This is a genomic window from Atopococcus tabaci DSM 17538, assembly GCF_000429585.1.
Lineage (GTDB): Bacteria > Bacillota > Bacilli > Lactobacillales > Carnobacteriaceae_A > Atopococcus > Atopococcus tabaci.
The window spans coordinates 1-15,107 of sequence record NZ_AUCD01000060.1; the positions used below are offsets into that span (position 1 = coordinate 1).

The following is a 15,107-nucleotide window of genomic DNA, read 5'->3' on the forward strand; positions in this document are numbered from 1 at the left end:
CTTCGTAACGAAAGTGGAGCAATGGCTCCATCACCGTATCAGGCAACTCATTTTAAAAAGATGGAAAAATCCACGTACTAAGATTAGCAGATTAATGCGTTTAGGTCTAGATATGGACAGTGCTAAACGCATTGGTTACTCTAGAAAGAAATACTGGAGACTGTCAAAAACACCTGAAGTTCATTGGGTGCTTACAACGAAAAGACTCTACCGGTGGAACGTAGTTTCACTACGAGACCTGGCAGAGTCTGCTTACTTAAGATATTGAACCGCCGTATACGGAACCGTACGTACGGTGGTGTGAGAGGACGATAAATGAATTAATCATTTATCTCCTACTCGATTCTTATAGCGCATACAGGAGTCGAACCTGCACGGGCTTGCGCCCACTAGTCCCTGAAACTAGCGTGTCTACCAATTCCACCAATGCGCCGTCATAGTAGTCGGGATAACAGGATTTGAACCTGCGACCTCTTCGTCCCGAACGAAGCGCTCTACCAAGCTGAGCCATATCCCGTTCTGAAACAACAGTTGTATTTTACCGCTGCCTTCTTGGTTTGTCAATATCTCTTTAAGAGAAACTCGTCATTCCGCAAGCGGATCAAACAAAGAAACTGCCGTTCTCCGCTTTGAAATGTGGTATGATGAAAACAAGAAACCTAAAAAAACAAGTAAACAAACCGGAGGAATTACAGAGATGTCCGTAGAGTTTTGGAACAGCGCTGAGCGCTTCTATGAATTATGGTTTATTGTTTTGGGTGTCGTCGCCTTTTTATTTTTGATGACCATTTTGTTTGTGTGGATGTATGCCCGCAAAGAAAAACGCAAGCGGTATACATTGATTTCCTTGTTGGGAATCGGTGCAGTGGCAGCCATCGGAGTAGGCGGGCACTTGAAGTACCAACCCTATTTGGAAGAAGCAAGCCACGTGAATCCATTGATTCGGGACAGAGAACCAACGATGACAGGATACGTTTATTACGGACAATACGAACGGAATTTCTTTTCCCAACTGAACGATTTGGAATCTTTGAGGGACATGTCGTTGTACGAGGAAGAGCGTGTGACAGAGCCGGTCACGTATTTAGGAGCAGGCGATTATTTTCATTACTTTGAGCGCTCCAACGGAGAAGTGTTCAAACAAAACAGGTTGGTGGAATTCATAGAAGAAAGCACACAGGCGCAGTTGGTCGGAAGCCGTTTTCAGCTGCGTGACGACGCTTTTCAAGAAATTGGGTTTCAGAACCCCAAAAACGTGATGTTTGAGTACATCGAAGTTCCGGCTTCGGAAGAGGGGAAGACATACGAACCCGAGTACGATCCGGCGATACCCACTGCGGAAGAGCGTTTTCACCAATGGAATTTCTAATCATGACACCCGTCAATCCATATTGGCGGGTTTTTTGCATGGAAAAATAGGTGCCGAATCAGAGAGTCAATTCTTTGAATCTATGGTCATGCAACTTTATACTCGAACTAACAACAGTATTAAACAAGAAGGGATGAGAGATAAAATGAGACCGATGCCACGAGAAGCGGGATTGGAAAATGGATTGAAAGTTCTGCGGGAAGGATACATGTACATCCCCAACAGAAGAAAAAGTTTCCATGCTTCTCTTTTTGAAACAACACTGATGGGACAGCGGGCTGTCTGCATGGGTGGAGAAGAAGCGGCCAAATTGTTCTTAAGCGAAGAGTACTTTATCCGGAAAGGAGCTATGCCGGGATTTGTTCAAAAGACCTTACTTGGTGAAGGCGGTATCCAGAGTTTGGATGACAACGAACACCGCAACCGGAAAGCGGCGTTTCTGCGCTTGATGGCGCGTGACCGGGTCGATGAATGGGGGAAACTCATTGAAAAAGAACTGATGACAGCGACGGAAACATGGATTCAAAAAGAGTCCATTGTCCTTTACGAAGAGGCGCAAAAAATATTGACGAAAGCCACTTGCGAATGGGCCGGTGTGCCATTGGATGAAGCAGACATAGACGAACGGGCGGAACAGTTGATTTTGATGGTTGAATCTCCAGCTTCTCCCGGAATCACCCATGTCAAAGGCCGAGCAGCGCGTGTAAAAGCAGAAGCATGGATCAAGGAATTGGTCGAACAAGTGCGAAAGGGTGATTTGACCCCACCGGAAAAGACTGCCCTGTATACATTTTCCTGGCACCGGAATTTGGACGGCTCGCTGTTGGATGTTAAAACGGCAGCAATAGAAGTGTTGAATATTCTGCGTCCATCCATCGCCATTTCCATCTATCTCTGTTTCACTGCTTTAGCTCTCCACCAATACCCGGAAGAAAAAACGAAATTGTTCGAGGGCAATCCGTATTACTTGCATATGTTTATCCAAGAAATTCGCCGTTATTTCCCGTTTTTCCCATTCCAAGCCGCCCGGGCGCGTAAGGAATTTACTTGGAAGGGACATACATTCAAAAAAGACACCTTGACGCTGTTGGATATTTACGGCACGAATCAAGACCCCGCTATTTGGGAGAGCCCGGAAACCTTTAACCCCGATCGATTCCAAGATTGGCACTCCAGCCCTACCAATCATGTGCAATATCAATTATTGGCGCAAGGCGGAGGCGATTACGCCAGGACACACCGCTGTCCAGGGGAGTGGAACACCGTGCGGGCGATGGAAGTATTCGCCGACCACCTGGCCAACCGCATCACCTATGACCTGCCTGAACAAGACCTCAGTTACAGCATGGTCAACATGCCGACCCGTCCGAAAAGCGGGGTTGTCTTGGAGAATGTCCGCTGGAAATAAAGGTAGTTTCCACAGGCTCACACGAAAAAATATGAAAAAGACTGGAAATGATGTCCGCCTTGCGTTATAATAAAACTTGCCGAGAGGCCGCATGGCAATGGCGGGCATGTGAACCGTGTCAGGTCCGGAAGGAAGCAGCACTAAGCATGTACCGTCATGTGCCGTGTGTACATACGGTTAACGAAAAGAGTTTTTGGTCTCCGGATCAAAAACTCTTTTCTGTTCTCTGGACCAAAAGCGGGAAATCTATTCAAAAGAAAGGAAGGCCGCAGATGAAAAAGAAGTTGCTGATTGCAACAGGACTTCTCTCCTTTTTGCTTGGAGCAATAGGAGCGATTCTTCCCATTTTGCCGACTACCCCCTTCTTATTGTTATCAGGATATTGTTTCGCCCGTAGTTCTGAAAAATTTGATGCTTGGTTGAAACAGACCAAGCTGTATCAGTTTTATGTTGCAGATTATGTAAAAACCCGCTCCATTCCTCGAGCTAAAAAATGGAAAATACTGTTGAATATTTATGTGTTGATGGGACTTTCCATTTGGATAGCGCCCATTTTCGCGGTGAAAGTGATGTTGACGCTTTTGACCATAGCGCAAACGCTGTTTTTGTTTTTCAAAATTCCAGACAGTCCACATGTAAAAAAATCAAATGAAAACGAAACTTTATAAACCAAGCACGGCAAGTTTTTAACTTGCCGTTTTTGCTGTTCTTTATAGTGAATGGTTGAACAAATGCGATGTGAAATATTCGTTCTTTTTAAGGGTAAACAAATAAATGGAGACTGTTTGAGGTATGAAGTATAATAAAAATACAATGTTTTTTCGAAAAAAACTATGAAATTCCTCTTGCATATTCATTGAGAAGGAGTATAATCAACCGTTGTCAAAAAGATTTGAATGTTCCTATCTCTAAAGAAGGAGGGGTGGCGATGAACCCGATAATTAACCGATTGTATAGTATTGAACAATCAGCAACGAGGTTGGAGCAGGACATTGATCAACAGAAAGAAAACCTGCGTAAAAAGTATGCCGACAAACAAGCACAGTTCAATGAAGAACTGAGACAGAAAACGGCGGCTGAATTGGCACAAATACGTGAAGCAAGCCGCCGCGGTCAGGAAGAAAAGACCCAGCAGCTCCACGAGGAACACCAATTGGAGTTACAGCGATTGGAAACCGAATACAAACAAAAACAAGAAGAAATTGTCGAGTCGATTGTGGCAAATATCATTAAAGGTTGAGGTGGAGGAGTTGTTGAATCAATATACGGCCTTGACGACCAAGATTCGGGCGATGCGTGGAAAACTATTGAAAGAGGAAGACTACCGGGAAATCTCGTATATGACATCCGAAGCGGCGGTCGTTTCGTATTTGAAACGGCACCCGGGATACAAAGATATTTTTGCGGATGTGGATGAGAGCAAAGTATACCGTACCCAACTGGAAGGATTGCTGAATTCGTCCATCTACAGGGATTACAGCAAGTTGTTCCACTTCGCCAATTTAAAGCAACGGGAGTTTCTGCTGATTTATGGAATCGCGTACGAAGTGACGATTCTGCGGAAATTTCTACGAAGAGCGTTTGACCTTTCAGACATATCCGAAGAGGCCGGCGCGGAGTACCTTCATTTCTTAAACGAACGGTCCTATCTTGATTTCCAAGCATTGAGTGAAGCCACTACGATGGAACGATTCCGGGAAGCGCTGAAGGGCACCATTTATTACCGACCGTTAAGCGTGTTGGAACGGCTCGAGCAGCCGACATTGTTCGATTACGAGATGGCGCTGGATACGGCGGCATTTACAACTGTCTGGCAAAAGAAAAAAGACCTGTTGAGCAAGCGGGAGCGGGAAACGTTCGAGCAGATTTACGGCACACAGTACGACATGCTGAACATCTTGTTTATTCATCGATACAAAAAATATTACCAATTGCCTCAAGAACAAATCGGCTCCTTGTTGATTCCCATCAATTACCGATTGAAAGCGGAAAAAATTGTGGAACTGATTCAAGCAGCGGATGAAGAGAGTTTCTGGCGGGTACTGGCAACGACGTACTATGCGCGGTACACGAAAGATTTGAGAAGCACGAGACAGTTGGAAGGGTTGTACGAAGATTTGTTGGACCGCATCATCCACGTGCGCGCCAAAAAAGATCCTTTTTCCATTGCCACGATTTATGCGTATTTGCATGACAAGGAAGAAGAAGTGGAACTGTTGACCAAAGTGGTGGAAGCAATTCATTACGACAGGGATCCCTTGCAGATTCAAGCGATGATTGATGGGAAAACGTAACCTGCCTGTACGGTGACCTTGAATGGAGGAGGGGAAAACTTGATCACCAAGATGAAATTTATAACGATAACGGGTCCTAGAGACGACATTGATCGGATGGTCGATACGTACTTGTCGGACTATGAAATACATTTGGAAAACGCGTTAACCGAGCTGTACGGAACCAGCACCTTGCATCCTTACATCAGCTCCAATCCTTATACCGAGTATATGGAGCGGATCGACCAGCTGTTGGTTTATTTCGATAAAGAGAGGAAGCATGCAGAAGAAACTTCGGCGAAACCAACCAAAGAGGCCATCCGACAGTTTATTGAGAGCACGGAAAAAAACATCGGCTCGTATCAACAAAAAGACGTGGAACTGAAAGCCGTGTTGGAGAAAAAACAGGAATCATTGGAATTGATTGCGCCTTTTGTGAACTTGGATTATCCCATTGAAAAAATTGTGCAGATGGACAAAATCCGGTTCCGGTTTGGCCGGTTCACTCATGTCAATTATGAGAAATTCAAAAAGTATGTATATGACATGTCTCCGTCCATCTTTGTGGAGTGTTCAAAAGACGAAGAGTATACGTACGGTGTGTATTTCACGCCGGTTCAATACCTTCAACGGGTGGACGCATTGTATATTTCCATGAACTGGGAAACGATTTTTATCCCGGATGAATATAACGGCACCCCTAAAGAAGCCGCCCAAACGTTACAGCAGGAAATAAAAACCATCAACGAGCAAATTCAAGAAACACAAGCAGCCATCCGCGGCATGTTAGACCCTTACGCGCCGGCACTGTACGGGGCGAAAAAACGTCTGGAAGTCCTGTCCCACAACTTCAATATCCGGAAATACGCTGCCTTGACGCGGGACGAATTTGTTCAAAAGGAAACGCGTTACCTTTTGAGAGGCTGGATGAGCACCAAAGATGCCCAACGCTTCTACGAAGCAACAAAAGCGGATCCCAATGTGGAGGTGATCGTTGAAGACGACGATACCCCACACGGAGGCGGAACACCGCCCACAAAAATACGCAACTTTGCTTTGTTTCGTCCGTATGAACTGTTCATCAAAATGTACGGCGTTCCAAATTACCGTGAATTCGATCCAACTTGGTTGGTGGCGCTGACGTATTCGCTGCTGTTTGGAGCAATGTTTGGCGATGTGGGGCAAGGGGCGCTCTTGGCGCTCGGAGGATTCTGGCTGTACCGGAAGAAGAAAGCCGATTTAGGCGGCATCATCGCGTTGGCGGGAGTATTTTCCGTCGTGTTCGGCTTCTTATATGGAAGTGTCTTTGGGTTTGAACACCTCATTGAACCGCTCTGGCTCCATCCGATGTCCGAAATGACCCAGCTGCCGTTTATCGGGTCTTTGAATACGGTCTTCGTCGCGGCGGTGGTTTTTGGGATTTTCTTGATTCTGACGACCTTGGTGCTGAACATTGTATCAGGCATCAAAACCCATCACACCGCGGAAGTGTTGTTCGACCGGAACGGAGTCGCGGGTTTGCTGTTTTACGGCACCTTGATTTTGGCGCTGGTCTTGTTTATGACCGGAAGCCGGCTACCGGCGGCCATTATTTTAGCCGTGTTGCTGGGAGTGCCGTTGTTGATGATGGCGCTGCAGGAACCGATTGTAGCCCGGCTGGAACACAAGCGGTTGGAAGGAAGCGAAGGGCCCGTGATGTTTGCGGTGCAGGCCTTCTTTGAAATCTTTGAAATTTTGCTCAGCTATTTCTCCAACACCATCTCCTTTGTCCGGGTGGGCGCATTTGCGGTGAGCCACGCGGCGATGATGCAAGTTGTTTTGATGTTGTCCGGCGCTGCAGAAGGCGGAGACACCAACTGGGTCATCGTTGTACTCGGAAACTTATTCGTCATTGGGTTGGAAGGCTTGGTTGTTGGGATCCAAGTACTGCGTTTGGAATTTTATGAAATCTTCAGTCACTTCTACAAAGGGGACGGAAGACCCTTTGTCAACAATGTCCGTTATGAAACGAAAGCGAGGAATTAAACATGAGCATGCTGATTAAATTAACGTTGACTGCTACATTCGTCTTGGGGTACATCATCCCATTTTCTTATTACTTCTCTGGAATGAAATCCCGGAACCGCTACAAACGTGCATTGGTGCTGAATGTGTTTGCGATTTTCGGCGGCATCATTTTGACAACCATCTTGGCGTATAACCCGGACTTGCAAGTGTTGGCTGCGGAGATGCCGGGAACGACGGCAGAAGCAGCTGCCAACACGGGGTTGGCGACAGGATTGGGTTACATCGCTGCTGCTTTGGTTACCGGTTTGTCTTGTATCGGCGGCGGGATTGCAGTTGCCAGCGCTGCGTCTGCTGCTTTGGGAGCCATCAGTGAAGACAACTCCATCTTCGGTCGTTCCTTGATTTTCGTAGGATTGGCGGAAGGGATTGCGTTGTACGGGCTCATCATCTCCTTCATGATTTTAGGACAGCTGTAAGATGAAATTATTTTTGATCAGCGACAACGTGAGTACCCTGACAGGCATGAGGTTGGCTGGCATCGAAGGGGTCGTTGTCCACGAAAAAGAAGAAGTACGCAAAGCATTGGAGACGGCTGTTCAAGATAAAGACACTGCCATTATTCTGTTGACGGAAAAATTGGGGCAAGAGTTTCCGGAAATCATTGATGACATCCGGCTGAACCACCAACAGCCCTTGCTGGTTGAAATCCCCGATCGGTATGGAACGGGACGCCGCCCGGATTTCATCACGTCTTATGTGAATGAAGCCATCGGCGTGAAACTATAGAAGACGGGGTGAAGAGATGGATTTAGAAGAAAAAGTGACGCTTTTCAATGAGATTGTCATGGAATCACAAAAGAAGAAAATCAGAGACCAGCTGCACACTTTTGAAGCATCCTTGAATGACATCTTGGAAGACCACAAGCGGGAAGAACGCAGCAAAGCTGCCATCGAAGTGGAAACGGAACGGGAAAACGTCCGCAAAGAGAGCAACAAAGAGGTTGCGCAACTGCAGCTGCAGTTGCAGCGCGACCTCGGCAAACAGCAACAGCAACTGAAAGAAGACGTGTTCCGTCAAGTCCGTGAACGCTTGGAGGACTTCATGAAAACACCGGATTACGTTCACTTGTTGGAACTGCAGATGCGGCATGCCATTTCGGTTGCCGGTGGAGAAGACCTTGTGTTGTATGTCGACCCGGTGGATGCAGACAAAGTTGAGGCCCTGCAAAAGCGGATTGGACACGACATTTCCGTCTCCAGCCGCCCGTTCATCGGAGGCAGCCGTGGAGTGGTGCAGTCACGAAAATTATTGATCGATCAATCGTTCTTGACGCGTTTGGAAGAAGAACGAGCCAACTTCTCTTTTGACCGATCGAAGGAGGAGATACAGTGAAACAACTGGGAACCATCTATGGAATCAATGGGCCGGTCGTATATATCAAAGGAAAAACCATGTTCCGCATGTCGGAGATGGTGTATGTCGGAAAAAACCGATTGATTGGGGAAGTCATTTCCTTGGATAATGACCGGACCACCATCCAGGTATACGAAGAAACATCCGGAATGAAGCCGGGCGAGCCGGTTTATTCCACCGGGCAACAGATGAGTGTCACATTGGGACCGGGAATTTTGAACAACATCTTTGACGGCATCGAACGGCCGCTCAAAGAAATCGAAAAACAAGCCGGCCAGTACATCACCAAAGGCGTACAGGTAGAATCATTGGACACTGAAAAAAAATGGCCGGTAAGGCTGTTGGTGGAAGAAGGACAAGAAGTCATCGGCGGCACCATCATCGCCGAAGTGCAAGAAACCAAAACCATCCTGCACAAATCTATGATTCCCCCGCACATTGAAGGACGCGTAGTGGAAGTGGCAGCGGACGGAGAGTATACCGTGGAAGAGCCACTGGTGAAAATCCAGCAGCTGGACGATACGGTAGTGGAGGTGGCTTTGGCGCAGAAGTGGCCGATCCGCATCCCGCGTCCGGTTCACAACCGCTATGAAAGCTCCGTTCCGTTGATCACTGGCCAGCGCGTGGTGGATACGCTTTTCCCAATCGCAAAAGGTGGTACGGCCGCTATTCCGGGAGGATTTGGAACCGGGAAAACGATGATGCAGCACCAAGTCGCCAAATATTCCGATGCCGACATCATCGTCTACATCGGGTGCGGCGAGCGCGGAAATGAAATGACGGAAGTGTTGGAAGACTTCTCCAAACTGGAGGACCCGAAATCGGGAAACTCCTTGATGGAACGGACCACTCTGATTGCCAACACCTCCAACATGCCGGTGGCCGCCCGTGAAGCCTCCATTTATACAGGCATCACGCTGGCGGAATATTACCGGGACATGGGGTATGACGTAGCCATCATGGCCGACTCCACTTCTCGCTGGGCGGAAGCATTGCGGGAACTGTCCGGCCGTTTGGAAGAAATGCCGGCGGAAGAAGGGTTCCCAGCGTATTTGGCGAGCCGGATTGCGACATTTTATGAACGGGCCGGCTTGATGCAGAACTTGAATGGGACGGAAGGCTCGGTCTCCATCATCGGTGCGGTTTCTCCACAAGGCGGGGACTTTTCCGAACCAGTGACGCAGAACACGAAACGATTTGTCCGCTGTTTTTGGGGATTGGATAAACAACTCGCCAACGAACGCCATTATCCTGCCGTGAGCTGGCTTGACAGTTACAGCCAATATGTTGACGACTTGTCTGCATGGTACCGGGACAACATTTCACCGGACTTCGTCAACAAGCGTCGCCAAATCATGGAAATCCTGCATCAGGAAAGTTCGTTGATGGATGTCGTGAAACTGATTGGAAGCGATGTGCTGCCGGATGACCAAAAGCTGATCATCGAAATCGCACGGGTCATCCGTCTCGGCTTCCTCCAACAAAACGCATTCCACCCGGAAGACACCGCGGTGCCGTTGGAAAAACAAGAAAAAATGATGGAAGTCATCCTCTACTTGTACCGCCGTTCCAAAGCGTTGGTACAGATGGGGATGCCGATGTCTCTATTGCTGCGCAACGACATCTTCTCACGCATCGTTTCCATCAAATACGATGTCCCGAACGATCAATTGGACGCTTTAGACCAATACAAAGAAGACATTGACCGCTTTTATAACCAGTTGATTGACACGAATGCATAAGGAGGAGGGTTTAGATGACAATTGAATATTTAGGACTGGATTCGATCAGCGGCCCTCTCGTTATGCTGGAAGGTGTTCAAGACGCAGCATACGATGAAATCGTGGAATTCACCGTCGACCGGACCAAACGCAAACTCGGACGAATCATCGAGGTATATGAAGACAAAGCTATTATCCAGGTATTCGAAAGCACGGCGGATATGTCACTTGAAAACACGCATACCCGTCTCACGGGCCGGTCATTGGAGCTGCCGGTGGCACCGGAAATCTTAGGGCGGACCTTTGACGGCGTCGGGCGACCGATTGACGGACTGGGAGAAATCGACTATGTGACCAAACGGGACGTCAACGGTGATCCGTTGAACCCGGTCTCGCGGGAATACCCACGAAACTTCATCCAAACTGGCGTTTCCGCCATTGATGCGTTGACCACTTTGATCCGCGGCCAGAAGCTGCCGATCTTTTCCGGAGACGGTCTACCGCACAATGATTTGGCAGCCCAGATTGTCCGTCAGGCGAATCTTGGTGAAACAAGCGGGGAAGAGTTTGGGGTTGTCTTTGCGGCAATGGGCGTCAAACACGATGTCGCCGATTATTTCCGCCGCACGTTTGAAGAAAGCGGTGTGTTGGACCACGTGACCATGTTTTTGAACTTGGCCAGTGACCCGGTGGTGGAACGCATCATGACACCGCGGGTCGCGTTGACCGCTGCCGAATATTTGGCATATGACCGGGGAATGCACATTTTGGTCATCATGACCGACATGACATCTTACTGTGAAGCGCTGCGGGAAATATCTTCTACCAAACAAGAAATCCCGTCACGGAAAGGGTATCCGGGCTATCTGTACAGTGATCTGGCGACGTTGTATGAGCGCGCCGGCATTGTGGCAGGCAAACCGGGATCGGTGACCCAAATCCCGATTCTGACGATGCCGAACGACGACATCACCCACCCAATACCCGATTTGACCGGATACATCACGGAAGGGCAGATTGTATTGGATCGGGACCTGCAAGGGAAAACCATTTACCCGCCCATCAATATCCTGCCGTCGCTTTCGCGGTTGATGAAAGACGGAATCGGAGAAGGTTACACCCGGGAAGACCATCAATCCGTCGCCAACCAGTTGTTCGCTTCGTATTCCCGAGTGAACGAAGTGCGTTCCCTGGCTTCGGTTATCGGAGAAGACGACCTGGCGCCGACAGACAAAAAGTATTTGGCATTCGGCCGTGAATTCGAACAGCATTTTATTGGCCAGGAAAAGGACGAAAACCGCACCATCCTCGAAACACTGGAACACGGATGGGAACTGTTGCGGATGCTTCCAAGGGAGGAACTGGATCGCATCGACACCCAATTGCTGGACAAGTACTACAATCACACGCGGGAGGGTGATTTGATTGGCTGAAAACATCGCTCCGACTAAAGGGAACTTGATGAACGTCAACAAATCGCTTGCATTATCCATCCAAGGGTACAGTCTGTTGGACCGCAAACGAGTGATTTTGATCAATGAAATCATGTCGCTGGTCAAGCAGGCTGATGAGATTCAAAGCCAAATCGACCAAACGTACCGGGCGGCGTACGAAGCACTGGAACGTGCCAACATTGAGTCCGGCATCCGGTATGTGGAAGAGATCGCCGCCACCGTGCCGGTGGAAGACTCCGTACGGCTGAAAGTGCGCAGTGTCATGGGAACCGAAATCCCGTTGGTTGAATACGACAAAACGCCTTCCAAACCAACGTACTCGTTTTACAGCACAAATTCATCGTTGGACGAAGCGCGGCTCGCGTTTGAAAAAGTCAAAGAGCTGACGATTCGACTGTCGATGATTGAAAACTCGGCTTACCGCCTGGCCAACAACATCCGTAAAACGCAGAAGCGGGCCAATGCATTGAAGAACATTTCCATCCCGAAACTGCAGGACACAAAAAAGGAAATCGAAAATGCATTGGAAGAAAAAGACCGGGAAGAATTCACCCGCTTGAAAGTCGTCAAAGGCTTTTTGGCGGATTGACGATAAAACCAGACAAATCAAAAAGGAATCAGGCAGCTGCAAACTGTCTGATTCCTTCTTATTTGCGGTCCGGCAGATTATGCAACGAGATTGAAGAAGAGATAGAACAAGTAGATGGCTAGTAAAACCAGCCCTTCTCGGTTACTGATTTCCATTTTTCGGGTATTGAAAATGAAGTAGGTGAGTATTCCCACTACTGAAAGAGCAATCGGAAAATGAACCCGATAGAAGAGAGCAGGAACAGTGAGACCGCCGGGGCTTACAGAAATTGAAACACCTAGGACCAGCAGGATGTTCAAAATGCTGGCTCCCAATACATTGCCCATGGCCAAGCCGCCATACCCTTTGCGAGCAGAAGTGAAGGTGGTACTTAATTCCGGCAGGCTGGTGCCAAAAGCGATGACCGTTCCAGCGATGATGGCCTTCGAGACGCCCAAGCGTGCGGCTAAAGTCGAGACGGTGGAGATCAAAACCGCGGCACTAAAAGCCACCACGGCGCCGCTGGAAAGAATCAGACTGCCTTCCATTAATAAGTCTTTTTTCCTAATCGGAGCGCCTTCTTTTGACTCGTGCCTCCTTATCTTTTTTTCAGAAGTCCAAAAAGGAGAAGAAAGATAGAGGGGAATAGCGCAAAGGAAAAGAAACCCTATCAAGCGAGGAAGATGACCATCCGAATAGAAGAAATCTCCGCCCCATGAGCGGATGCTTCCAAATACAAGAATAAAGATAGCGCTTACTAAAAAGAGCAGGCGACCGGAGGTGTTGCGCAAAACCGGGACGCTTCCTGCCAGTGAACCCACGCCCAGAACGAGAGCGGTATTGGTGATAACAGAACCAACGGCGTTCCCCAAAGCCAAATCGGTTGATTCTTGTAAGACAGCTGAAATGGAAATCGCCAGTTCAGGAAGAGTGGTCCCCAGGGAAACAATAGTGGCACCGATGATCATTTCAGAAATGCCAAATTTTTTGGATAAGACAACCGCATGATCAATCAAAAAGTCGGTTGCTTTCGACAAAGCAGCCAAGGAAGCAAGGAAAAGGATGATGAGCACCGGCAAACTCTGTTCTGAAATGAATGTATCCATAGAACCTCCTGATGAAAACATGTGCTCCACCATTGAAAATTCATAGCCATGATTGTACCTTCAGTATATTGAAAAGAAGGAACGATGTTAATCAGAATGCTTGCCAAAGAGACCCCCATCATCTTTATCCAGTCAAATATAATAAAAAAAGACAAAGACCAGCAGAGGAATACGCTGATCTTTGTCTAAGGTAAAAGCATTGAATGTGGTTACTCTGATTCGCTGACCATTTCGTTCTCTTTTGTTTCTGCATTTGAAAATAACTCAAACAAATTGTCTCTAAAGACGCTCGCCCGTATTTGTGAAGCTTTAGGGGTGAGTATGGCGGAATTTTTCAATTCAGAAATAAGCCCGGTGGAACAAAAACTGATCACTCAAATCAAACAGCTGCCTGAAGAAAAGCAGTATGAATTATTGGCTTTTCTAACAGGGCTGGTTTAAGTCAATTCTTCAATATCTTTTTCTGGTATGAAGTCAAATGGAGAGGTCGGGACAATAGTCCCGACCTCTTCTGCGTTTACGAATAAGCTAGCGAAAATGCGCTCCAAAATGCAGACCCGACGTCCACTTTGTCATGACTGTAGTTGCTTTAGCAATGTACAGTCATGATACACTTGGGCATCTGCCCACAGTGCCTCCTTTAGAATAATGCTCGAGGGGCTTCGCCCCTCATCCGCTTATTCGCTCCAGTGGTTCGGGTCTAAACGCATGTTGTCCCGCTCTCATTTTAAAACTTTTTTAATTGCGTGTGTCTGCCTCGTCCCAAGCAGAGAGATACGACAAATAATTAAACAAGTGCCGATTCTTTTCTTGAATATCTTTTTGAGTAACTCCGCGCAGCATAATGTAGTCTCTATGTAGCCATTCGCTATTGGTTTCTTGCAACCCTCGAAATTCTTCATGTATTACGAAAACAGTAGGCTCTTTAAAGTATGGCATGTATGAAAGGCTTTGTGCATCTTCCAGTTCTTTATAATAGAGGCCGCTTTTGTCATTCCTGATTACTCTGTAGAAATGCAATTTTATCGGGTTCTTGCTACAATCAGCTGAATTTTCAATATTTTCTTCTATGATTTTCAATTGGACAGGATGGAGGATGTGTAAATCTACTTCTTCTATGTCTACTAAATCCTTGAGAACATCCAAATAATCTTTTTTCTCGTCAACTTTAATTAAATTGTCCTGATATTTGGCCAGTAATGATTCTATAGTATACATATTTTCCTCCTGCCAATAAATTTTTTTCCATAAGTTAGTTCAATTGGATTATACCACGTTGTCACTTCGAAATGGCCATACCCTTGAAGAAAGAGAAAAGGAAATATATGCAAAGAAAGAAAAAAGTTTTTGATATACTATGAAAAAGGGGGAAAGTTATGAAAAACAGAAAAAACTTCTTAAAGTATTTAGGAGCCAGTTTTATCCCGGTAATGATTTATGGATAAAGTCTATATAATTGTGTAAAAGATAAAAGGCCATGTAAAAGCCCTTTTACGGTACAATGTTTTTAACCACTAAAAACATACCCAGGAGGACTTTACATGACCCAAGTACATTTTACACTGAACAATGAAGAGGTTCAAAGTATTATTGAAAATTCTGTAAAAGACGATGTCTCTAAAAACATTTTGACCACTGTATTCAATCAATTGATGGAAAACCAGCGAACTGAATACATTCAAGCTGAAGACTATGAACGATCTGAAAGCCGAAAAAGCCAACGAAATGGCTACTACGAGCGTGACTTTACGACTCGCGTTGGAACTCTTGAATTACGAGTGCCTAGA

At 46.9% G+C, this 15,107-nt stretch carries 16 protein-coding genes, 2 tRNA genes and 1 other RNA gene; 15 read left to right on the plus strand and 4 right to left on the minus strand.

The genetic code is table 11. The features are described from left to right. Positions 1–349 precede the first annotated feature (349 nt). Together G470_RS0108885 and G470_RS0108890 are read right to left on the minus strand one after the other, a co-directional pair. Positions 350–433 (minus strand) — tRNA-Leu (locus G470_RS0108885). Positions 434–443: 10 nt separating this feature from the next. Next, positions 444–517: transfer RNA gene (locus tag G470_RS0108890), tRNA-Pro, on the minus strand. 180 nt (positions 518–697) lie between these two features. Between G470_RS0108890 and G470_RS0108895 the strand changes: the two genes are divergently transcribed. The 13 genes from G470_RS0108895 to G470_RS0108950 all read left to right on the plus strand — a co-directional run bounded on the left by G470_RS0108895 (position 698) and on the right by G470_RS0108950 (position 12,235). Further along, positions 698–1,369 (plus strand): hypothetical protein, encoded by a 672-nt coding sequence (locus G470_RS0108895; protein ID WP_028274525.1) that lies wholly within the window; start codon positions 698–700, stop codon positions 1,367–1,369. A gap of 145 nt (positions 1,370–1,514) precedes the next feature. After that, a complete protein-coding gene (locus G470_RS0108900) occupies positions 1,515–2,777 on the plus strand; it encodes a cytochrome P450 (RefSeq protein WP_035445443.1) in 1,263 nt (420 codons plus the stop codon). Positions 2,778–2,863: 86 nt separating this feature from the next. After that, positions 2,864–2,950: signal recognition particle sRNA small type (ffs, locus tag G470_RS14175), an RNA gene on the plus strand. 99 nt (positions 2,951–3,049) lie between these two features. Further along, entirely contained in the window at positions 3,050–3,445 is a 396-nt protein-coding gene (locus G470_RS13210; RefSeq protein ID WP_051258524.1) for a YbaN family protein, read from the plus strand. 260 nt (positions 3,446–3,705) lie between these two features. Then, a complete protein-coding gene (locus G470_RS0108910; protein ID WP_028274527.1) occupies positions 3,706–4,017 on the plus strand; it encodes a hypothetical protein in 312 nt (103 codons plus the stop codon). Between the two features lie 13 nt (positions 4,018–4,030). After that, the gene (locus tag G470_RS13215; RefSeq protein ID WP_156908034.1) at positions 4,031–5,071 is read left to right on the plus strand and encodes a V-type ATPase subunit; all 1,041 of its coding nucleotides are present in this window, start codon (positions 4,031–4,033) and stop codon (positions 5,069–5,071) included. Positions 5,072–5,110: 39 nt separating this feature from the next. After that, on the plus strand, positions 5,111–7,075 hold the full coding sequence (locus tag G470_RS0108920) for a V-type ATP synthase subunit I (RefSeq protein ID WP_028274528.1): 1,965 nt from the start codon (positions 5,111–5,113) through the stop codon (positions 7,073–7,075). Between the two features lie 2 nt (positions 7,076–7,077). Continuing rightward, on the plus strand, positions 7,078–7,533 hold the full coding sequence (locus tag G470_RS0108925; RefSeq protein ID WP_028274529.1) for an ATP synthase subunit C: 456 nt from the start codon (positions 7,078–7,080) through the stop codon (positions 7,531–7,533). Between the two features lies 1 nt (position 7,534). Further along, positions 7,535–7,843 carry a V-type ATP synthase subunit F gene (locus G470_RS0108930; RefSeq protein ID WP_028274530.1) on the plus strand — a complete coding sequence of 103 codons (309 nt, stop codon included), beginning with the start codon at positions 7,535–7,537 and terminating at the stop codon, positions 7,841–7,843. Positions 7,844–7,859: 16 nt separating this feature from the next. Then, positions 7,860–8,450, plus strand: coding sequence for a V-type ATP synthase subunit E (locus G470_RS0108935; RefSeq protein ID WP_028274531.1), 591 nt, complete (start codon positions 7,860–7,862; stop codon positions 8,448–8,450). Next, entirely contained in the window at positions 8,447–10,213 is a 1,767-nt protein-coding gene (locus tag G470_RS0108940) for a V-type ATP synthase subunit A (RefSeq protein WP_028274532.1), read from the plus strand. Before G470_RS0108935 ends, G470_RS0108940 begins: the two co-directional genes overlap by 4 nt. A 14-nt stretch (positions 10,214–10,227) precedes the next feature. Continuing rightward, the gene (locus G470_RS0108945) at positions 10,228–11,625 is read left to right on the plus strand and encodes a V-type ATP synthase subunit B (protein WP_028274533.1); all 1,398 of its coding nucleotides are present in this window, start codon (positions 10,228–10,230) and stop codon (positions 11,623–11,625) included. Beyond that, a complete protein-coding gene (locus tag G470_RS0108950; RefSeq protein ID WP_028274534.1) occupies positions 11,618–12,235 on the plus strand; it encodes a V-type ATP synthase subunit D in 618 nt (205 codons plus the stop codon). The genes G470_RS0108945 and G470_RS0108950 overlap by 8 nt, the downstream gene beginning before the upstream one ends. 77 nt (positions 12,236–12,312) lie before the next feature. On the opposite strand, the gene G470_RS0108955 is transcribed toward G470_RS0108950, so the two are convergent. After that, complete coding sequence (locus G470_RS0108955; RefSeq protein WP_028274535.1) at positions 12,313–13,320, minus strand: sodium:calcium antiporter; 1,008 nt, start codon at positions 13,318–13,320, stop codon at positions 12,313–12,315. 228 nt (positions 13,321–13,548) lie between these two features. Between G470_RS0108955 and G470_RS15025 the strand changes: the two genes are divergently transcribed. Continuing rightward, positions 13,549–13,761, plus strand: coding sequence for a helix-turn-helix domain-containing protein (locus tag G470_RS15025; protein WP_276202784.1), 213 nt, complete (start codon positions 13,549–13,551; stop codon positions 13,759–13,761). A gap of 297 nt (positions 13,762–14,058) precedes the next feature. Here G470_RS15025 and G470_RS0108970 read toward each other — a convergent pair whose 3' ends face one another. Beyond that, the gene (locus tag G470_RS0108970) at positions 14,059–14,538 is read right to left on the minus strand and encodes a hypothetical protein (protein ID WP_028274536.1); all 480 of its coding nucleotides are present in this window, start codon (positions 14,536–14,538) and stop codon (positions 14,059–14,061) included. Between the two features lie 323 nt (positions 14,539–14,861). Between G470_RS0108970 and G470_RS0108975 the strand changes: the two genes are divergently transcribed. Then, positions 14,862–15,107 (plus strand): IS256 family transposase (locus G470_RS0108975; RefSeq protein ID WP_028274537.1); only part of this gene is annotated, 246 nt, incomplete at its 3' end.